General features: G+C 44.1%; 20 protein-coding genes and 5 tRNA genes. 12 read left to right on the forward strand and 13 right to left on the reverse strand.

Annotated features, from left to right (window positions below; genetic code table 11):
* Positions 1-184 precede the first annotated feature (184 nt).
* From B5D26_RS00520 to queF, 7 genes are all read left to right on the forward strand, one after another.
* A tRNA-Glu gene (locus B5D26_RS00520) sits at positions 185-260 on the forward strand.
* 61 nt (positions 261-321) lie between these two features.
* A tRNA-Gly gene (locus B5D26_RS00525) sits at positions 322-396 on the forward strand.
* A 30-nt stretch (positions 397-426) separates the two neighbouring features.
* Positions 427-502: transfer RNA gene (locus B5D26_RS00530), tRNA-Glu, on the forward strand.
* 43 nt (positions 503-545) lie between these two features.
* Positions 546-620, forward strand: a tRNA-Gly gene (locus B5D26_RS00535).
* A gap of 167 nt (positions 621-787) precedes the next feature.
* On the forward strand, positions 788-1,732 hold the full coding sequence (locus tag B5D26_RS00540) for an ABC transporter ATP-binding protein (RefSeq protein ID WP_078743734.1): 945 nt from the start codon (positions 788-790) through the stop codon (positions 1,730-1,732).
* Positions 1,732-2,505 (forward strand): ABC transporter permease, encoded by a 774-nt coding sequence (locus B5D26_RS00545; RefSeq protein WP_078743735.1) that lies wholly within the window; start codon positions 1,732-1,734, stop codon positions 2,503-2,505. Before B5D26_RS00540 ends, B5D26_RS00545 begins: the two co-directional genes overlap by 1 nt.
* Position 2,506: 1 nt before the next feature.
* The gene (gene queF, locus B5D26_RS00550; protein ID WP_078743736.1) at positions 2,507-3,361 is read left to right on the forward strand and encodes an NADPH-dependent 7-cyano-7-deazaguanine reductase QueF; all 855 of its coding nucleotides are present in this window, start codon (positions 2,507-2,509) and stop codon (positions 3,359-3,361) included.
* A 78-nt stretch (positions 3,362-3,439) separates the two neighbouring features.
* Here the strand turns inward: queF and B5D26_RS00555 are convergent, their stop codons facing one another.
* Positions 3,440-4,027: a hypothetical protein gene (locus B5D26_RS00555; RefSeq protein ID WP_078743737.1), complete on the reverse strand. Its 588-nt coding sequence runs from the start codon at positions 4,025-4,027 to the stop codon at positions 3,440-3,442.
* A gap of 86 nt (positions 4,028-4,113) precedes the next feature.
* Here B5D26_RS00555 and B5D26_RS00560 point away from each other — a divergent pair, with 86 nt between their 5' ends.
* The 4 genes from B5D26_RS00560 (at position 4,114) to B5D26_RS00575 (ending at position 8,452) form a co-directional block, all read left to right on the forward strand.
* Positions 4,114-4,671 (forward strand): nitroreductase family protein, encoded by a 558-nt coding sequence (locus B5D26_RS00560; protein WP_078743738.1) that lies wholly within the window; start codon positions 4,114-4,116, stop codon positions 4,669-4,671.
* 16 nt (positions 4,672-4,687) lie between these two features.
* On the forward strand, positions 4,688-5,140 hold the full coding sequence (locus B5D26_RS00565; protein WP_078743739.1) for a YiiD C-terminal domain-containing protein: 453 nt from the start codon (positions 4,688-4,690) through the stop codon (positions 5,138-5,140).
* Positions 5,141-5,263: 123 nt separating this feature from the next.
* Positions 5,264-5,351, forward strand: a tRNA-Ser gene (locus tag B5D26_RS00570).
* Positions 5,352-5,509: 158 nt separating this feature from the next.
* Entirely contained in the window at positions 5,510-8,452 is a 2,943-nt protein-coding gene (locus tag B5D26_RS00575; RefSeq protein ID WP_078743740.1) for a response regulator, read from the forward strand.
* A 2-nt stretch (positions 8,453-8,454) separates the two neighbouring features.
* Here the strand turns inward: B5D26_RS00575 and acpS are convergent, their stop codons facing one another.
* The 12 genes from acpS to rpoE form a co-directional block, all read right to left on the reverse strand.
* Positions 8,455-8,835 carry a holo-ACP synthase gene (acpS, locus tag B5D26_RS00580; protein ID WP_078743884.1) on the reverse strand — a complete coding sequence of 127 codons (381 nt, stop codon included), beginning with the start codon at positions 8,833-8,835 and terminating at the stop codon, positions 8,455-8,457.
* A 48-nt stretch (positions 8,836-8,883) separates the two neighbouring features.
* Entirely contained in the window at positions 8,884-9,621 is a 738-nt protein-coding gene (pdxJ, locus tag B5D26_RS00585; protein WP_078743741.1) for a pyridoxine 5'-phosphate synthase, read from the reverse strand.
* 51 nt (positions 9,622-9,672) lie between these two features.
* Positions 9,673-10,455: a DNA repair protein RecO gene (gene recO / locus B5D26_RS00590; RefSeq protein WP_078743742.1), complete on the reverse strand. Its 783-nt coding sequence runs from the start codon at positions 10,453-10,455 to the stop codon at positions 9,673-9,675.
* 10 nt (positions 10,456-10,465) lie between these two features.
* Complete coding sequence (era, locus tag B5D26_RS00595; protein ID WP_234985131.1) at positions 10,466-11,389, reverse strand: GTPase Era; 924 nt, start codon at positions 11,387-11,389, stop codon at positions 10,466-10,468.
* Complete coding sequence (gene rnc / locus B5D26_RS00600; RefSeq protein ID WP_407668505.1) at positions 11,386-12,033, reverse strand: ribonuclease III; 648 nt, start codon at positions 12,031-12,033, stop codon at positions 11,386-11,388. Before rnc ends, era begins: the two co-directional genes overlap by 4 nt.
* Before the next feature lie 100 nt (positions 12,034-12,133).
* Positions 12,134-12,943 carry a signal peptidase I gene (gene lepB / locus B5D26_RS00605; protein WP_078743885.1) on the reverse strand — a complete coding sequence of 270 codons (810 nt, stop codon included), beginning with the start codon at positions 12,941-12,943 and terminating at the stop codon, positions 12,134-12,136.
* A gap of 10 nt (positions 12,944-12,953) precedes the next feature.
* Positions 12,954-14,750, reverse strand: coding sequence for a translation elongation factor 4 (gene lepA, locus B5D26_RS00610; protein ID WP_078743745.1), 1,797 nt, complete (start codon positions 14,748-14,750; stop codon positions 12,954-12,956).
* Between the two features lie 173 nt (positions 14,751-14,923).
* Positions 14,924-16,342: a DegQ family serine endoprotease gene (locus B5D26_RS00615; RefSeq protein WP_078743746.1), complete on the reverse strand. Its 1,419-nt coding sequence runs from the start codon at positions 16,340-16,342 to the stop codon at positions 14,924-14,926.
* A gap of 43 nt (positions 16,343-16,385) precedes the next feature.
* A complete protein-coding gene (locus tag B5D26_RS00620) occupies positions 16,386-16,862 on the reverse strand; it encodes a SoxR reducing system RseC family protein (RefSeq protein ID WP_078743747.1) in 477 nt (158 codons plus the stop codon).
* 37 nt (positions 16,863-16,899) lie between these two features.
* Complete coding sequence (locus B5D26_RS00625) at positions 16,900-17,880, reverse strand: MucB/RseB C-terminal domain-containing protein (protein WP_078743748.1); 981 nt, start codon at positions 17,878-17,880, stop codon at positions 16,900-16,902.
* A gap of 43 nt (positions 17,881-17,923) precedes the next feature.
* Positions 17,924-18,580, reverse strand: coding sequence for a sigma-E factor negative regulatory protein (locus B5D26_RS00630; protein WP_078743749.1), 657 nt, complete (start codon positions 18,578-18,580; stop codon positions 17,924-17,926).
* Positions 18,581-18,626: 46 nt separating this feature from the next.
* Entirely contained in the window at positions 18,627-19,217 is a 591-nt protein-coding gene (gene rpoE / locus B5D26_RS00635) for an RNA polymerase sigma factor RpoE (protein WP_078743750.1), read from the reverse strand.
* Positions 19,218-19,485: 268 nt separating this feature from the next.
* Here rpoE and nadB point away from each other — a divergent pair, with 268 nt between their 5' ends.
* Positions 19,486-21,084, forward strand: coding sequence for an L-aspartate oxidase (gene nadB, locus B5D26_RS00640; RefSeq protein WP_078743751.1), 1,599 nt, complete (start codon positions 19,486-19,488; stop codon positions 21,082-21,084).

Genomic DNA, 21,084 nt, shown 5'->3' on the forward strand with positions numbered 1-21,084 from the left:
TAATAAGAGAAAATGCGCTTAGGTGCGAATTTTACGCCAAAGTACCTCCCCATGATAATACCTATACGCTTGCTTAAATAGTGCGGAAAGCTTTTGATAAGAAAAGAAAAAAAAGTGTTGACAGGTTTTTAAAACGTCAATAAAATGCGCGCCATCCTTCGATGAGGGATTGATTGAAAGCCACGTCCCATTCGTCTAGTGGCCTAGGACACCGCCCTTTCACGGCGGTAACAGGGGTTCGAACCCCCTATGGGACGCCACTTATCAATTAGAGAGCATAATCGATCTAATTGAATAGAAACTAGATTTTATAGTTGATAAGCGGGAATAGCTCAGTGGTAGAGCACAACCTTGCCAAGGTTGGGGTCGCGAGTTCGAGCCTCGTTTCCCGCTCCATTACATTAAATTTAGTATACAGATTATATAGTCCCATTCGTCTAGTGGCCTAGGACACCGCCCTTTCACGGCGGTAACAGGGGTTCGAACCCCCTATGGGACGCCACCTTTAAGCTTTGATCTATCCGATCTACAGCTAAGAATATAAAGCGGGAATAGCTCAGTGGTAGAGCACAACCTTGCCAAGGTTGGGGTCGCGAGTTCGAGCCTCGTTTCCCGCTCCATTTTGATTAAAACCTCGTTTTAACTTCTTGAATTAAATCAACTAGCATCACCGCTATTAGATGAATCTATTTTGACTTGTAATCAGGGCTCCCTGACCTTATATCCTTCAATCAGCTTTGTACTTTCTCCTGCATTTTATCTACTGCAATTAATCAGGTAATTCAATATGACCCAAGCACTCTCGATTCGAGGTCTGAAAAAGGTCTATCACAATGGCTTTGAAGCACTTAAAGGCATTGACTTAGATGTAGAACAGGGTGATTTCTTCGCACTTCTTGGCCCTAACGGAGCAGGCAAGTCCACCACACTGGGTATTGTCAGTTCACTCGTCAACAAAAGCGCAGGTAGCGTAAAAATCTTAGGGGTCGATATTGATCAAGACTTCTCAAAAGCCAAGCGTGCATTAGGTGTAGTACCGCAAGAGTTTAACTTTAATCAGTTTGAAAAAGTGTATGACATTGTTGTTTGTCAAGCAGGTTACTACGGCATCCCTAGAGTTGAAGCCAAACAACGAGCAGAGCACTACCTAAAAGAACTAGGTCTATGGGATAAACGCCATAGTGCCGCCCGTATGCTATCAGGCGGTATGAAACGGCGACTGATGATTGCACGAGCATTGGTGCATGATCCAAAAATTCTTATTTTGGATGAGCCTACAGCAGGCGTTGATATTGAATTACGTCGTTCAATGTGGGAGTTCATGAAAAAAATTAATGCTCAAGGCACTACAATCATTCTAACGACGCACTATTTAGAAGAAGCTGAGAACCTCTGTCGCAATATTGCCATTATCGACAAAGGCGAGATTGTGCAGAACACCAATATGAAGTCTTTACTGCAACAGCTCAACACCGAAACGTTTATCTTAGATATACAGACTCCGTTGTCAAAAGCGCCTGAGCTAAATGGCTTTCAAACGCAGTGGCTAGACAGCAATAGCTTTGAACTACAAATGCAGCGGGGCCAACACCTCAACGACGCTTTTGCTTTACTAACTCACCAAGGCATTCAGATCAGTTCTATGCGAACTAAATCTAACCGCCTTGAAGAACTGTTTGTTGAGCTTGTTGAAAAAGATCGCCAGCAGGATAAAAATAAGGTAGCTGTGTAATGACCATGCAAGAATATTTCATTGCGTTTTCAACGATTATTCACAAAGAGATTAATCGCTTTACACGTATTTGGGCACAAACGCTACTGCCTCCCGCTATCACGATGACATTGTACTTTGTGATTTTTGGTAATCTGATCGGTAGTCGTATCGGTGAGATGGGTGGCTTTACCTATATGCAGTTTATTGTACCCGGCTTGATTATGATGTCAGTGATTACTAACTCATACTCAAATGTAGTGTCTTCCTTTTATGGTGCTAAATTTCAACGCAGCATAGAAGAGTTGCTGGTGTCGCCAACACCAAACTGGGTGATATTAAGCGGCTTTGTACTAGGTGGCGTTGCCCGTGGCTTAACTGTTGGCGCTATAGTGACCTGCTTATCACTATTTTTTACCGACCTGCACCTACATAATGTTTGGATCACCGTGCTTGTCGTCTTAATGACCTCAATTTTATTTGCGCTAGGTGGCTTTATTAACGCCATGTTTGCACGTAGTTTTGATGATATTTCAATAGTACCTACCTTTATTTTGACACCACTGACTTATCTAGGGGGCGTATTTTATTCAATATCACTACTACCAGAATTTTGGCAAAACGTATCTATGCTGAATCCCATTTTGTATATGGTGAATACCTTTCGATATGGTATTTTGGGTGTATCAGATATTGATGTAGTCTACGCCCTACTCACTGTGATGGGCTTTATTGTCGCAATGTTCAGTTTGGCACTGTGGTTATTAAATAATGGCAAAGGTATTCGGAGTTAGCATGACAGAACAGTCTAAACAAGCACAGGTAGAAGACTCTCTTCTGGGCAAGCAAACTGAGTACGTTGATCAATATGACCCGAGTTTGCTCTTCCCTATTCCTCGCCAGCCAAAGCGTGATGACATTCAACTTTCAGCGATTAGCCAAAGTGAAAAGTTGCCTTTTTTTGGGCAGGATATTTGGAATGCTTTTGAACTGTCATGGCTTAACCCTAAGGGGAAGCCAGAGGTTGCCGTTGCAACTTTCCGAGTACCTGCAAGCTCGCCTAATATTATTGAATCTAAGTCTTTCAAACTTTACTTAAACTCTTTTAATCAGACCCGTTTAACATCAACAAGTGAGTTACAAACACGCTTAGAGCAAGACCTATCGGCAGCAGCTGGTGATGCGGTTTTAGTTGAGCTTTACAGTATGAAAGAGGCTAAATATCTTCAAGTAGCACCTGCCTCAGGTCGTTGTATTGATGACTTAGACATTGAAGTTCAGCACTATCACCCAGAGCCTAAGCTACTGAAAACCCAGAGCGACCTAATTGTTGAGGAGCAACTACACAGCCATTTATTGCGCTCAAACTGTCCCGTTACAGGCCAACCTGACTGGGCCACCGTTTTAGTACGCTACAAAGGCAAAAAGATTGATAAGGCAGGCTTACTGGCCTACATCATCTCTTTTCGTTTACACAATGACTTTCATGAGCAATGTGTAGAGCGTATGTATGTGGATATTATGCAGCACTGTGAACCAGAAGAGCTAACAGTAGAGGCACGCTACACCCGACGTGGTGGATTAGATATTAACCCTTGGCGTTCATCTAACCTTCCTGATTTAGCCAACAATCGTTTATTACGCCAGTAAAATAGGCATCACTAGCGATGGTTCAAACAAATCTAAGCGGAAAAAACGACTATAAAAAAGATGCACTAGACTCTAAGTCTAGTGCTCTTGGGAGGACTCTGAGCTATTAGAAGCTGCTTTTTGGCTGAGCAGCTTTTTAGCTTTAATCAACTGCTCTTTATACTGCTTAATTTTATCCTCAACCGCTGCTGCTTCTCGACGGCTTAATTTGATGTATTCCTCTAAGTGCTTCAATGTACTTTTTTGCTGATCAGATACCGATGCCACCGAATCAGGATCATCGTCTAACGCTTCAATTAGCTTACGCATATTAGCGGTGAGCAATAGCTTTTCATCCAGCATTTTGCGTAGCTCAACAATATCGCCTGTGACATGAGTGTCCTGCAGCGCTTCCATTTGCGAAGTTAAAGCATCAGACAGCGCCATTGCACTTTTGCTGACCTTTGTTGGAGGCGCCTCCCCTTCCATATCAAAACTTGGCTCGGGTTCAGAAGTTAAATCTGATGGCCCTTGAGTAGCTACATCAAGCGAATCAGATGCATCACCACGAAGAACTCTAATTTGCTTCTTCAAAAAACGAGTATGTAAAAATAGAAAAAAAACACCACCTATCAACAAAACGATCAGCTGAATAAGGGCGATAACTGCCAATGTAGACAGAACCATGTCACAATTCCTACGTAAATAATGAACGGGGCAATAGTACCCTATTAGACTTACTATCGACTATGCATTGAGCGAGATTCCCTTCTATGAACGCCGAAACACTATTACTACAGCGTAACTCACACCCCCGTTTAGTAGCCCCAGCACCTACTGAAGAACAAATGACATTTATTTACAATTCAGCACTACGGGCGCCTGATCACGGTAACTTACGCCCTTGGCAAATCATTGAGTTCACTGGCGAAGGCCTCAACCGTCTAGGCACGCTTTATCAACAAGGCTTAATGACACGCCAACCTGATGCAGATGACGCCTTACTGAACAAAGTAAAATCAATGCCTCTGCGCGCACCTATGGTTTTAGCAGTGATAGCCAAGGTAACACCAGAGCATAAAGTCCCTGTGATTGAACAAATTATTTCTGCCGGAGCTTGCGCACAAAATATTATTCTAGCAGCACACGCCCAAGGTTTAGGTGCGATGTGGCGCACTGGTGATGTCGCTTTTGATCCAGTGGTCGCAAAGGGCTTAGGTCTAGAACCACAAGACCAAATCGTTGGCTTTATCTACCTTGGACAAATAGAAGGGCGCACGAAGCCAATTCCTGAGCACAATCTAAACGATTTTGTACAACGTTGGTCATAAATATAAGGAGATAATTGTGCAGCAAGCGCGTGTCGATCAATTTTTAGACCATATCAAAGCCAATATTCCATTGGTCAACCATATGGGTCTAAATAGCATTACTTTTAATGGAAATAGCGTTGCATTTCACATAAGCCTAACACCAAACCTGAACGACAAAGGTACTGGGTTTGGTGGATCCATTAGTGCATTTTGCACACTGGCAGGCTGGGCATTAACCACCTTAGCTCTAATAGATAAAGACTTAGAGCGCAGCGCTGTAGTCAAAACGGGTAACATCGAATTTTTCGCCCCTATCACAGAGGACTTCATCGTCAACTGCTATAGCTCAGAAGCCACTGGAATTGAACAGCTTATTGAGCAAGTAAAGTCAAAAGGCCGAGGACGCCTCCCTATTATTGCTGAAATTATTCAAAATGAGAAAATAGCAGTTCGCTATGAAGGTATTTATGTTGCATTTGAAGGCTAACTTATTGAGATTATTCGTAATTTATTGAATGTCCAGATATTTCTCTTGCTCTTGTCAAGCTAGCTCATTATAATTTGCGCCATCTGTTTTACGGCAAGTGGTAACACTGACTTAAAACAGTCCGGAGAGGTGGCCGAGTGGTCGAAGGCGCACGCCTGGAAAGTGTGTATATCGAAAGGTATCGAGGGTTCGAACCCCTCCTTCTCCGCCAAATTCTAAAAACCCGCTAGCGATAGCGGGTTTTTTTATGCCTATATAAAACCCAAATTACTTTGTATCCGTGATTTTGCTTTCACAAAGCGCTGTGATTGAATAATCTTCAACTCTAATGCTTGCATCGTCCCTTGTCTCCGCTGCTTTGGTAACACAATGAACTACTGGCCGCTACGCAACAAAATACTACTGATCACTTTGCTACCTGCAATGGTGACAGCTTTGGTTCTCAGTACTCATCTCTTTTTAAATTACTACACACTGCTAGAAAATAAGCTGACAGAGCAAGGGGAATCTTTAGCTCGTCAACTGAGCATCCCGCTATCTTATGCATTAGAGCGGCAGGATATGGAACAGATGCGTAAGATCGTTGATAAACTTTTGCAAGAGGGCAGTATTCGCGCGATTTCAATTCATAATCAGAATCGTAAGAATATCTTACATGGCGGCCCTAGTATGTATGCGGTAAGCAATGCCGAGCACCGTTTACAAATACAGCCTCTGATTCGTTACTCTGATAGTACATTACGTATTATTCAGCCTTTGCTATTACAGAGTAGTCCTACATTAAATTTTTCAAATAGCGATATCGACAATATTACAAATAACAAAATCCAGCCTCAATTTGTGCCTGTTGAAGTGAAAAGCAATATGCTCGTTGGTTGGTTAGAGATAGAAGTTCATCTCAGCGAAACACGCTTAGAGACCATTTACGATGTAATTTTAAATTGGATGGTCGTAATTACACTGCTGATCATCTCACTAATTGCGGGGCTACGTGTAAGCCGACAGTTTTTAGAACCGATTCAAGAACTTTCTAAGACCATTAAAAAAATCTCAGCGGGACAGTACCAAGCACAGGCTAAACCCCTAGGCTGCCAGGAGTTTCAAGACCTTACGACTGATCTCAATATAATGACTCGTAAAATTATTGAGAGCAGAAAAGAGCTTGAAGAAAGTATTTCCCAAACGACCTCTGAGCTAGAAGAAACAATGGAAGCGATGGAGATGCAAAGTATTGAACTTGATCTCTCTCGCAAAAAAGCAGAAGAAGCGAATCGAATTAAATCAGAATTTCTGGCAAATATGAGTCATGAAATTCGTACTCCACTCAATGGTATTGCAGGCTTCTGTAATTTACTGCGGCGTACGCCCCTTACACCAAGACAAAATGAGTTCTTAACCAATATTCGCAACGCCTCTGAAAGCTTATTAGCGATTATCACCGATATTTTAGACTTTTCTAAAATTGAGGCACAAAAACTAGAAATAGAGCAGATTCCTTTCAATCTGCGTGATGTAGTAGATGAGTCAATCACATTATTGGCACCAGAAGTACATCGTAAACAGCTAGAATTAGTTTCCATGGTATATGACGATGTACCATTACACCTTATCAGCGACCCGCTTCGGTTAAAGCAGGTGCTCACGAATCTAATCAGTAATGCGGTAAAGTTCACTGAGCACGGTGAAGTCGTAGTACGCGTGATGCTTGAAGAGGAATCCAGCCAAGACAAGCTGACAGTACGTTTTAGTGTCACTGATACAGGAATAGGCATTGATGAAGCGAAACAACTTCATCTGTTTACAGCCTTCACCCAAGCAGATCCGAGTCAAACTAGGCAGTTTGGCGGTACAGGTTTAGGATTGGTTATTTGCAAACGATTGGTTGAACTGATGGGTGGGGAAATTGGATTAAGTAGCGAAAAAGGTAAAGGCTCCACCTTTTGGTTTAGTATTCGTACACCTATCAGCTATGACAGCCAAGAAAGCGCCTATCACCCTAAATTAAAAGGGCTACAAACCTTACTTATTGAAAGCCACCCTCTAAGCCAAAGTGCTTTCAGCCATCAGCTTTCAAATTTAGGTCTACAAGTGACAAGCCATAACAGTTTATCAGGTGTTAATGTTCAACATCCTACGGCTCAGCTGGCCGTTATTGCCTTGAGCGCTAGTGAGGCCTCTGACAGAGCAACTCATGCATTAACTCATAAGCTTGCCCAAAATATTCCGGTATTACTTTTACTGGGTAGTAACGACAGTGATCTTATTGCCCGTTACCAAAGTGCTAATGTTCGTCAGGTATCCACTAAACCTATTAGTAGCGATAAGCTTTTGAATGCTCTAGAGCAAACATTAAGAATTATTGATCCACTTGAACCCCAGTATACTCATCGGCAACCTGCACCAGCTTCATACTTAGCTGATAAAGTAAAAAACACAGCCAACGTGTATCAACCTGCATTAAGCCGCTATGAGGACAATTACTTTAGTGACTACAATGAACATCTTGCAAAACCTCCTACCATCTTAGTTGTTGATGATAATTCGGCTAATCTACTACTCGCCAGTAGCTTACTGAACGAATATGGTTTGAGTGTGCTTCAAGCTAATAGTGGCAAAAAAGCTATTGAGTTGACCTTGAGCCATCGCCCAGATTTAATCTTAATGGACATTCAAATGCCTGAAATGGACGGCATGGAAACAACTCGCCGTATTCGTCGACTTAGCCCTTGGTGTGAAACTTTACCTATTATTGCGCTCACTGCACATGCACTACCTGAAGAGGGTAATAAATTTATTTCGGCTGGTTTAAATGATCTACTCACTAAGCCTTTTGATGAGCAGAAGCTTGCTAAGATTATTCGACACTGGACAGGATTTACTCCAAGTATTGTCAATACCCTAACCGAAACACCTAGCCAGAAGGTGCAAGTAACGCCACCAAAACATGATGATATTGATGATGTTGTGGATATGGAGCTTGGTATTCGTTTGGCTGGCGGGAAACCAGCAATGGCTAAAGAGATGTTAAAAATGCTGGTAGAGAGCATACCAGAAACACGTCGAGCTTTAGAAAAAGCCTTCAATAGTGGTGACCTAGAAGAGATGGTACACGCTGTACATCACCTACATGGCGCAACCCGTTACTGCGGCGTGCCACGATTAGCATTGACAACCGAAACCTTAGAAACACAGTTGAAAATGAACAAGCTCTTAGTCGCAGAGGATACCCTTGCGACTCTCTATCAAGAGCTGGATCGGCTAGAGGCATGGCAGATAGAGCAGGACAATCGACCAAAATCAGAACAGGTGTAGGCCTATTGACGAGCCTCTAGAACAACAAAGGCCTGCGCGAGTCCGCCTTCATCAGTAATCGACAGATGGCAAACAAGATCTCTGTATTGTTGGTAGCGAGCAGCCGCTCGCCCTAACAATACCAGCTGCGGGGCTCCGCTTTCAGCGCGTCGCACCTCAAGATCATGCCAGCCAATCGCACCAATACCTGTGCCTATTGCTTTAGCAGCGGCTTCTTTGGCGGCAAATCGTTTTGCCAAAAAAGCAGCAGGCTGTGGGTGCTGCGAAAATGCGGCCAGTTCAGCATCGGTTAAAATACGTTTTGCAAAGCGTTCACCGTGGCGGCTTAACGCAGTTTCAATACGCTCAATCACGGCTAAATCTGTACCAATACCTAAAATCACAGCCCCCCCTTCATCTGCCTGATTCAATGGATCTGTTGAACAAGTTAATTATTTGGGCTGTGCAGCCATCATAATGCGCTTCATCTCGGCAACAGCCTCTTTCAATCCCACAAATAATGCTCTAGCAATGATGGCATGGCCGATATTCAGCTCTGTCATACCTGGGATTGCCGCTATAGGTTCAACATTGTGATAGTGCAAACCATGACCAGCATTCACAATAAGCCCGTTGCGTAAACCCAATTTAGTGCCTAGTTTTATCTCTTCTAAATGGCGCGCGATCTCTTCTGGATTTGTGGCATCGGCATAATGCCCTGTGTGTAACTCAACCACAGGGGCAAGAGAGGCTGCGGCTTCAATCTGGGCTAGATCTGGGGCAATAAAAAGCGAGACTTCACAGCCTAGTGCAGACAGTTTGTCACAAGCTTTAGCCACACGATCATACTGGCCTAAGACATCTAAGCCCCCTTCAGTGGTCAGCTCCTCACGCTTTTCAGGTACTAAACATACATGCTCTGGACGCACTTTTTCAGCAAAAGCGATCATCTCATCCGTTACGGCCATCTCAAAGTTCATACGCGTTTGTAGCACTTCTTTAATCAGCAGAACGTCACGCTCTTGGATATGGCGGCGATCTTCACGCAGGTGTAAAGTGATACCATCAGCACCTGCTTCTTCAGCCAAAATTGCGGCTTGCACAGGATCTGGGTAGCGAGTGCCACGCGCTTGGCGCAAAGTGGCGATATGGTCGATGTTGACACCTAACAGTAGACGTTGAACGGACATATTGTTTCCTTATTTGCACCTAAGATTGATCAGTTGAAATCTATAAATCAGTTAACGCGTAGAACAGCTCAAATCTTCACAGGGCTGTTTATGCTGCGTAAATTCAGGTTGTGTGGAGTTTTGTTTTGAAGCTCGATGGACTTGAAATAGTTGACGGGCTAACAGCGGTTTATCTCCTAAAAGTGGCTTAAAGGCGATGCGTGAGAGCTGCTTGGCTATTTTCAAACACTCAGCATCTTGCCATTCTTTCTCTTGCAAACGCAAAAGGTGCTCTCCTAAGAAACCTTGCTTCGATAGAACAAAACCAGATTGCCAATCATACTGATAATATTGCTCGGCTTGTAGGTTGTGACCCTGGGCTGAGACAAAGTTAATGGGGTAGCCCAATGAAGTTAGGAGCTGCCATTCGAACTGGCGTAACAAAGGCTCTAGTTGATTGGGTTGGGTGATCTGTTCAAGCTGTAGAAGTAGTAAAGCGTACTCTCGAAACAATGATGGGCAAGGCGCTTGCGGGAGCAGCAATCGACTCAGTAGCTCATTGGCATAAAGGACACAGTTAAGATAGCGACCATTGAGCCGTGCAGGCACGCCACAAGACTCTATATCGGAAAGTGTTTTTAAACTGTTGTCGCCACGCCATGAAACATGCAGAGGTTGCATCGGCTGAAGCAATGCACGGCTACGGCTTTTGGCTTTTCGAACGCCAGCTACTACGCCATCAATGCGCCCATAGTCCAGTGTAATCAATGAAGCAATCACACTGGTTTCTTTATAAGGGCGAGTGTGCAGTACATAAGCGGGCTGACACTCAATACGTGAAGCCAAACCTGTCATCGGCTTAGGCCTAGATATCGCTATAACCCAAACTTTTCAGGGCACGCTCATCATCAGACCAGCCGTTTTTCACTTTTACCCATAAGTTCAGCATCACTTTCTCACCAAAGGCGCGCTCCATATCAATACGGGCTTCTTGTCCGATTTGTTTGATCCGAGAGCCTTGTTCTCCAATGATGATTTTCTTCTGGCCAATACGCTCAACCAAGATTAACGCACTGATATGCAAGACATTGCCTGCATCAGAGAATTCTTCAATCTCAACAGTCACCTGATAAGGAATCTCATCCCCTAACTGACGCATGATTTTTTCACGTACCAACTCAGAGGCCAGAAAGCGCTCACTGCGATCTGTAATTTGGTCTTCTGGGTAAAAGTGAAACGACTCAGGCATATGAGAGCGAACCAAAGTATCTAGCTGCTCAAGGTTGTGACCATGATGTGCAGAAATCGGCAAAATCGCATCAAAATGACGTTTCTTAGCTACTTGCTCTAAATAAGGTAACAGCTCCTGCTTATCTTCCAAGCGGTCAATTTTGTTGATCGCCAAAATTACAGGACAGCGTATGCCTTCAAGCTTACTCAGTACAACATCATCCTCTTCAGTCCAACGCATGCGGTCGACAATAAAGATCACCAAGTTGACATCTTTTAACGCACTACTGGCCGCTTGGTTCATATAACGGTTGATCGCTTTGTTGCGATCTTTTTCCATTTTATGCATGCCGGGAGTATCAACATATACTACCTGCACGTTGTCATCCGTTTTAATCCCTACAACCTGATGGCGTGTAGTTTGTGGACGACGAGAGGTAATACTCAACTTCTGCCCCAAGATATGGTTCATCAGCGTTGACTTACCCACATTTGGACGGCCAACAATGGCAACAAAACCACAATAAGTGGTGTGATCATTCATCTGGTTAATGCTCATTTTTTTACATTTAAGGCTTGCAAAGCTTTTTTAGCAGCTTGCTGTTCTGCGTTACGACGGCTACTACCAATACCAAGAGGGCGGCTGGTGAGCGATTCAATTTCACACTCAACAGTGAAGGTCTGATCATGGGCGTCACCTTCAACCGATATGACTTCATATTTGGGCAGTGCCTGCTGACGTGATTGCAAATACTCTTGCAATAAAGTCTTGGGATCTTTTTGCGTATCGCTTAAGTCTAGATTGCGTAAACGCTCGGCATACCAAATTAAAATGCGCTCACGGCAAATATCCATACCGCCATCAATATAAATGGCACCAATCACGGCTTCCATTGCGTCCGCAAGAATAGAGTCTCTACGAAAGCCTCCGCTTTTCAACTCACCAGAGCCTAACTGTAGGTAATCCCCTAATTCGAACTCTCGCGCCAGTTCAGCCAGTGTCACCCCTTTTACCAGGCGTGCGCGTAGACGACTCAGCTGTCCCTCTCGAGCCTCAGTGAACTGGTGATAGAGTGCCTCAGCAATAACAAAGTTAACAATAGAATCCCCTAAAAACTCTAGGCGCTCATTGTTGCTGCCACCAAAACTACGGTGGGTTAAAGCTAAATTAAGATGCTCAATATCGTTGAAACTGTAACCCAATTGGTTACATAGTTTTTGTAAATTTGTTTTCACTCGAAGCGTTCTTTTATTTCTGTCTGCAGAAAAGGCAAACCGGCCCAGAGGGCCGGCTAATGATTCGTTACTTAATCAGTCGGGTATCTGAGAATTGGGGCAAACTTGACCAGCCCTCCCAATGCATCCATACCGCAAAGGCTTTACCTACAATAAGATCTTCAGAAACAAAGCCCCAATAACGGCTATCATTACTGTGATCACGGTTATCGCCCATCATAAAATACTGACCTTCTGGCACCACAACTTCTCGCATATTTTGCCCAGTAGTCAGGCTATTATAAATCTGGTGCTCAACATCACCCAGTGACTCAAGCAGTAGTTTGTGTTCTGGATTACCCGCAGGTAATGCAGCGACAAACTGTTGAGGCGCAGGCTCACCATTAATATAAAGCACTTTATTCTCATAGCTTAGGCGATCGCCAGGTAAACCGACAACACGCTTAATGAAGTTTAGACGGGTATCCACTGGATAGCGAAAAACCATAACGTCGCCGCGTTGAGGCTCATCAATTTCAATAAAGCGTGTATTAATTACAGGTAAACGTAAACCATAGGCAAATTTATTCACCAGAATAAAATCGCCTATTTTCAGAGTTGGTAACATAGAACCACTTGGTATTTGAAATGGCTCAACCAAAAAAGAACGCAGCACCAAAACTAAAGTTAAGACTGGAAAAAAAGAGCGTGAGTATTCTGCCCACCATGGTTCTTTTTCCAACTTTTCTATCACGTCTGCATCTAAGGCTGAGCGCGGGCCTTTGCTTGTGTACTGGTTTACGGCCTTTTGGCGCTGTTTTTGAAAAAACAGTAGATCAGCAGCATAACCCAATCCACTCAAACCAACAGCAATGACCAGCAATAAAGCAAAATCCATTTCCATACCATTAATCCACTTTAAGTACAGCTAGGAAGGCATCTTGTGGAATTTCCACTCGACCTACCTGCTTCATACGTTTTTTACCCTCTTTCTGTTTCTGCAAGAGCTTTTTCTTACGGCTTACATCACCGCCGTAGCATTTTGCAGTCACATTTTTACGTAGGGCTTTTACGGTTTGGCGCGCCACCACTTGATTACCAATTGCCGCTTGAATGGCAACGTCAAACATCTGACGAGGAATAATTTCCTTCATCTTTTCAGTTAGCGCATTACCTTTAGTACGGATTTGATCTTTATGGATAATACAGGCCAAAGCGTCAACTCTATCGCCATTGATCAAGATATCCAAACGCGCCAAGTCCGCTGCTTGGAAACGGTCAAAGCTATAATCAAGAGAGGCAAAGCCACGGCTGACTGACTTCAAACGATCAAAGAAGTCCAACACCACTTCATTCATCGGAATATCGTAGCTTAGCTGTACTTGACGCCCCACAAACTGCATATCAATTTGCACACCACGTTTTTCAACGCAAAGCGTAATCACGTTACCCAGCATTTCGTGCGGTACTAGAATGTTAACCCGAGCAATTGGCTCGCGCATCTCTTCAATACTAGATGGGTCTGGCAGTTTAGCAGGGCTATCAACTTGAATAACGTCCTTATTTTTGAGTAATACTTCAAAAATAACGGTTGGTGCGGTGGTGATTAGATCAAGATCATACTCGCGCTCTAAGCGCTCTTGAATAATCTCCATGTGCAGCATGCCTAAGAAGCCACAACGGAAACCAAAACCTAGTGCATCACTGCTTTCTGGCTCATAAAATAAAGACGCATCATTCAACGTTAATTTGGCCAACGCATCACGGAAGTCTTCATAATCGTCAGAACTGACTGGGAACAAACCTGCATAAACCTGAGGCTTAACCCGCTTAAAACCTGACAGCATTGGTACTTCTGGAGTTTTAGACAAGGTGATAGTATCGCCGACTGGCGCACCTTGAATCTCTTTAATACCCGCAACAATAAAGCCTACTTCACCAGCTCTTAGTATGCCTGTTTCGGTACGTTTCGGTGTAAAAATACCGACACCATCAACACCCCAAGCTTTTCCGGTAGACTTGATTAGGATCTTGTCGCCTTTTTTAACAGTGCCTTCCATTACGCGCACTAAGGAAACAACACCTAAGTAGTTATCAAACCAAGAGTCGATAATTAGTGCTTGTAACGAGCCATCAGGATCACCGGTCGGTGCTGGAATTTTGGCAATAATTTCTTCCAACACTTCATCAATACCTAAGCCACTTTTGGCGCTACAGCGCACAGCGTCATGGGCATCAATACCAATAATTTCTTCAATTTCCTCTGCAACACGCTCTGGCTCTGCTTGCGGCAGATCCATTTTATTGAGAACAGGCACCACTTCAAGATTCTGCTCAATTGCGGTGTAGCAGTTTGCGACAGACTGCGCTTCAACCCCTTGAGCCGCATCCACAACCAGTAAAGCCCCCTCACAGGCAGCCAAAGATCGGGAAACTTCATAAGAAAAGTCAACGTGACCTGGGGTGTCAATGAAGTTCAGCTGATAGGTATTACCATCTTTGGCAGTGTAATTCAGAGTTACGCTCTGAGCCTTAATGGTAATGCCACGCTCACGTTCGATATCCATAGAGTCAAGCACTTGCGCAGCCATTTCACGCTCACTCAACCCCTCACAGGTTTGAATAAAGCGATCAGCCAACGTGGACTTGCCATGATCGATATGGGCGATAATTGAGAAATTACGGATATGACTTAAACGACTCACAGTAAATATTCACCAAAAATAGGTAATAGCCGCGAAAATGGCTCCAAAAAGCAGGTGCAAAGTCTACATGATTCCCTTGATCTACGCTATTACAGTATCACAGGTAATCAAGCATACAAAAAAGCCGATCTATCGCAGAATATCTTCCGGATAGATCAGCCTCCACTTAAAGTCTATTCAACTTTTAAAGGGATAAAGCTTGCACTACCTTGGCGGACAACTCGAATTGGCACGGAGTCTCCAGATTTTAGAGCCGCAACAACTTCTAAGTAACGCTTCACGCTATCAATTTGAACGCCATTTAACATAGTTAAAAGGTCTCCCGAGCGTAAGCCTGCACGCTCACCACTACCAGCCACAACATCTTGAATCAGAATGCCGTGATCTGCTTGTAAGCGCTGCTTCTGTTCAGAAGATAAATCCACCACACGCAAACCTAAACGGTCTGCTGGGGCAACTTTCGGTTCCTCTGGTGCTTTGGCCGCTGCAATTGATTGCTCTGGCAGCTCTTCAATCACAATGGTTAAGAAAATACGTTTACCACCACGGAGCACTTTAACTTTAGCACTGTCGCCTGGATGAATTTGCCCAACTACAGGTGGCAGTTCACCAGAGCGGTGAATTTCAACACCATTAAACTCAAGAATAATATCACCCTCTTGAATACCACCCTTACCTGCTGGATCATCTGAGGCGACCTGTACAACTAGAGCCCCCATTGGCTTTTTAAGACCAAAAGACTCTGCTAAATCACGGTTTACCTCTTGAATGATAACACCCAGCCACCCCCTTGCAACGCGCCCTTCTGTTTTTAGCTGTTCAGCAACATTCATGGCAACATCAATTGGGATAGCAAATGATAGCCCCATAAAACCACCCGATCGGGTATAAATTTGAGAATTAATACCCACTACCTCACCCTCTAAGTTAAATAAAGGGCCGCCAGAATTACCGGGATTGATGGCAACATCTGTTTGAATAAAAGGCACATAGTTTTCATTAGGTAATGAACGCCCTACTGCACTGACAATACCAGCGGTTACGGAGTGGTCGAAACCAAAAGGTGAACCAATAGCCAGCACCCACTCACCTGCTTTAAGCTTCGATGAATCACCCAACTCAACAACGGGCAGGTTTTGCGCGTCTATTTTCAGTAACGCAAGATCTGTGCGCTTATCTAGCCCTATAACCTTTGCTTCTAATTCTCGACGATCGGAAAGGCGAACAATGATCTGCTCAGCACCCTCAACAACGTGATTGTTCGTTAACAGATAACCATCTTCTGAGATAATAAAACCTGAACCCAATGACTGCTGAGGAGGCGTTTGTCCTCTCGGTGCATTAGGCGTAGGTATTTTACCACCAAAGAAATGCCTAAAGATTTCCGGCAAATCCTCTTCTTTTAAGCCAGATAATGGGTGCGCGCGCTTTGGATCTGGCGCTTTAGTCGTACTAATATTAACCACTGCAGGGGCAGCCTCTTCAACCAGTTCGGTAAAATCTGGCAGAGATGCTGCTTGTGTAAGCGTTGAAAAAAGTAATAGCGCAAACGCTAAACCCAAAAAAGCAAAACCTTGCTGAATTATTCTCATAACATGCTCCAATGACAGAGACTCGAAAAGAAGCCTTTTGAGCTTATAGTGTGGAAAGCGGTATTTTTTGCACAGATGCATTTGGCACTACTAACTTACGTAATACCACAGGTTGGTAATTAGGATCGAGCTGATGCTGTTTGCTATAGCTACGCACAAACAAAAAACCAATCAGTAAGCCTGAAGCAGCCAAGGCTAAACTTTGCCAAGAATCTGCTCCAAATAGTTGCTCACCTACAATAGCCATAATAATCATCGCAATTAAGGGTAATAAATATACCAGCGCAGAGCCTTTTAAAAATGCGCTTTCGCTTAGCCCTAGCATGACCTGATCACCCACCTCAAGATCAAGATGAGTTTTGACTAACATTCTTTGCGTTTGCCCTCGACTCATTTTGCCAAGCAGCGAGTGCCCACAACTACTTTTAGAAGCACAGCTTTGGCAGGCCGACTGACGACAGGTTTCCACCCAAACGCCTTGACTATCTTTATCGACCACAAGTGCTTGCTCTTCTAACATAGCATTCTCCTAACAGGGCACTGACCAGCAACTTAAATTAAAAAGCCGCTGCGACTTTTTGGGCTGTATGTAAGGGGATCTCTCCCACTACAGTGACAACACGACCTGCATTATCGGCATTGATAACACGCACTACAACTACAGTCGCACCATGCTGGTGAGTACCCTCTTTCAACGAGTCTTCACGTAGCGGCTCAACGAATATTGAGAAGGTACTCACACCATCTGATAAATTATACATATCCGCCCGATGGGTTTCTGATACTGGTAATGCTGTTTTTACCGCAGACAACTTAAAACCGTCTGGTAACCAAGGGAGTTTTACATCAGGCAATGCTTCATGCTGAGTATCGGGTTGCGCCAAGGGCACATCACGCTTACTAAACTTGAAAGAAGCAAACTGAAAGGTTTCCAGTTCTCTAGCCAAAGGGTCTAACGTCACTGATTTTAGCAGCAGCGCAGACTCTTCATCTAACCATAGGCGATAGCCTAAACGCTGATTATCTCTTGGTGTAACTTCAATAATCTGTACTTGCCGCCCTACAATACGCCCTGTGCCCTTTACCTGTAGCTGATAGTACTGCTTAATTTTTGGCAAACCACCCGAAAAACGTCCTAACAGATTTCCACCATGAATTTGATCACTGGCCACCTCTTGTCCAGAAATTTTTCGCGTAATTTGGTCATCCTGATGTAAGAACTCACGAGGTAAACCATCGAGATAGCTTAAGCGTGATTTCTCTCCTTTTTCACTCACATCATGGCTCAGTTCAACTGTATTGAGTTGCCCTTCTCTTGAGTAAACCAAAACACCGTGATAGTCATAACGATGCATGGCATCTGAGAAACGCTCCAGCCATTGATCGGCGGTTGCACCATAGCTCAAGGGTGATATTAACAAAGTAAAACCAGCACAGATGCTTAAAAAACAACGACCAAGGCTACCATGATGCCGTTTAACCTGTGCCAGCTCCCGTTTATCGTTAAGAGTATGTACTGCCGTAAATATATTACGCATAGTGAAAAACCATCACCCGTTTATCCAAATAATCAAAACTGATCTATTGCCCTACAGCTTGATACCCAGCAACGCGTACCATCGGCATCATTCCGTGCGTACCTGTTGCAGAGACATATTCAGAGTGCTGCATTAAATAGGCTCGAATCAGCTGTTCTTGGCGCTGTTTCTGGCTATCCACCAGATGGTAAGCATTAGCCTGCTCAGCACCAGCACTTACAAGTTGAACGCCAGAAGAAGGTGCTACTCGACTTTGGCGCGGCAACTCATTTTGGTAGACTGGCGCAGCAGATTGCTTCGCTAGCATTGGCTGATCAATACTGGGTTGCGGCATCAGCAGTACTACAGCAGCGGCAACAGATGCTGCTATTGCAGTTTTACCCAACCAACCATTGCCGGCCTCACGCCAAAAACTAAGTGTTTTTGTTTTATCACTGACAGTAGGTTGAACTACAGGTTGCTCTGGTGCTAAGACAATCTCATCTTCTAGGTCTATTGCAGCCGATATTCTATCCGATATATCAAATAGTTGCGGTTGCTCTAACTCTTTGTGTAGCACACTACGTATTAAATGATAGCGGTGCCAAGTTTGGGCAACTTCAGCTTGCTCTTGACTCGCTTTTAAGACACGGCGTAGTTCTAACTCGTCTGCCTCACTGTCCATCAAATTTGATAGAGATTGGTGAATGTCATCACTCATGGCTGACCTCGGTCACTTTTGTGCTTTGAAAAACTCAAAGCAGAGTTTATTGAGCAGACAGCTCAGGTTCAAATAGCCGCTTGATCTCTTTATCAACGGCTTCCCTCGCCCGAAAAATACGTGAACGCACAGTCCCTACAGGGCACTGCATCACCTGAGCAATATCTTCGTAACTCATGCCATCAATTTCCCGTAGGGTGATGGCAGTACGTAATTCATCAGGTAACGCATTGATAGCACTAAAGACAGTCTTCTCCAACTCATCACGCTCTAAAGCACGCTCTGGAGATTCATTGTCATTTAAGCGCCCATCATTGTTCAGTATTTCAGCGTCATCGTAATCAATATCAGTTCCTGGCGGCCTTCGCCCCCTTGAAACGATATAGTTTTTTGCTGTGTTGATCGCAATCCGATATAACCAAGTATAAAAAGCACTTTCTGATCGAAAATTTCCGATGGCACGGTAAGCTTTAATAAAGGCTTCCTGTGTCACATCCAGCACTTCGTGGGAGTCTTGGATATAACGGCTGACCAGCGCAGCAATTTTGTGCTGATATTTACGCACCAACAGGTCAAAGGCTCGCTTATCGCCAGCCTGAACCCGCGCTACTAACTGCTGATCCGTATCCGTTGTCATCTCTCAACCTCAAATGCACCTCAGATGAAGTACAAAGCAACCATTAGATAATGTTGCAACTTTAAAATAATTATTTCGTTTCAAGCATCTACTTTCTACCGCTATAAAAATAGCAAATTTACAGTAAGTTTGTCTGATGACTGATTTTTATCTACCATCTGCGCCTGACACGATTGCTTTTATGACTCAGCTTGAGCATAAAGGTTCATCATAATCTACGCACCGAACACTTTTTTTCTTTACTGCACTGTTTTTGGAAGCATGCCTGATGAGTCAAGTTTTTCAACATGATGTCTTAGTTATCGGCAGCGGCGCTGCGGGCCTATCATTGGCTTTAAAACTAGCCGATCACTGCTCGATTGCAGTATTGAGCAAAAGCACGATAGCAGATGGATCAACACGTTGGGCTCAAGGGGGAATTGCTGCCGTTTTAGACAATGAAGATAGCGTAGAGTCTCATGTACAAGACACATTAATTGCAGGCGGTGAGCTTTGCCATGAAGAGGCCGTGCGTTTCACAGTTGAAAATAGCAAAAGCAGCATCGACTGGCTTATCCAACAAGGTGTGCCCTTTACCCCTAGTGAAGAGGACAGCGAGCTACCCTACCACCTGACCCGAGAAGGAGGCCACAGCCATCGCCGAATTATTCATGCAGCAGATGCTACAGGTCTAGCCGTATCCTCGACGCTAACTGAGCAAGCACTGAACCATCCTAATATAGACATATTCACCTATAAGATGGCCATCGACCTGATTACAAGGCGAAAAATTGACAGCACAGGTCACGGCTGCATAGGTGCTTATGTTTTGGATTGTAAAACAGAACATGTTGATGTGTTTAAAGCTAAATTTGTTGTATTGGCAACAGGCGGGGCTAGCAAAGTTTATCTATACACCAGCAACCCTGACGGCTCATCGGGCGATGGCATTGCAATGGCTTGGCGCGCAGGCTGTCGCGTGGCCAACATGGAGTTCAACCAATTCCATCCCACTTGTTTATACCACCCTCAAGCTAAATCATTTTTAATTACCGAGGCTCTGCGTGGCGAAGGGGCAATTTTGCGCCTACCGGATGGCTCACGCTTTATGCCAAGGTTTGATGAGCGAGCAGAGCTAGCACCACGAGATGTCGTCGCACGCGCCATTGATCATGAAATGAAGCGCTTAGGTAGTGACTGCGTTTACTTAGATATCAGCCATAAACCTGCCGACTTTATTATTAGCCACTTTCCAACGGTCTATGAGCGCTGTTTAGAGTTTGGCATTGATATCACCAAAGACTCTATTCCTGTTGTACCTGCCGCACATTATACCTGTGGCGGTATTATCGTTAATACAAAAGGCCAAACAGACTTACCAAAACTTTATGCCATTGGTGAAGCAAGTTTTACAGGGTTGCACGGTGCCAATCGAATGGCCAGTAACTCACTGCTGGAATGTTTGGTATATGCGGATTCTGCAGCAGCAGATATTCTGGCTCAACTAAACAGCACACCAGTACCCCCCGACGCTCCAGAATGGGATGAAAGCCAAGTAACAGATTCAGATGAAGATGTAGTGATCTCTCATAACTGGGACGAGTTAAGACGCTTCATGTGGGACTACGTGGGTATTGTAAGAACAAACAAGCGCTTACAGCGTGCCAAACATCGCATAGATCTACTCAATAATGAAATTGGCGAGTACTACTCTAACTACAAGGTATCAGGTGACTTAATCGAGTTGCGTAATTTGTCATTAGTCGCTGATCTCATTATTCGTTCAGCTCTGATGCGTAAAGAAAGTCGCGGCTTGCACTATACCTTAGACTATCCTGAGATGAGCACAGATCCTAGAGATACCATCCTGACCCCTGATCAATGGTAG

Source organism: Oceanospirillum multiglobuliferum (assembly GCF_900167095.1).
In the GTDB taxonomy this organism is placed as follows: Bacteria; Pseudomonadota; Gammaproteobacteria; order Pseudomonadales; family Halomonadaceae; genus Oceanospirillum; species Oceanospirillum multiglobuliferum.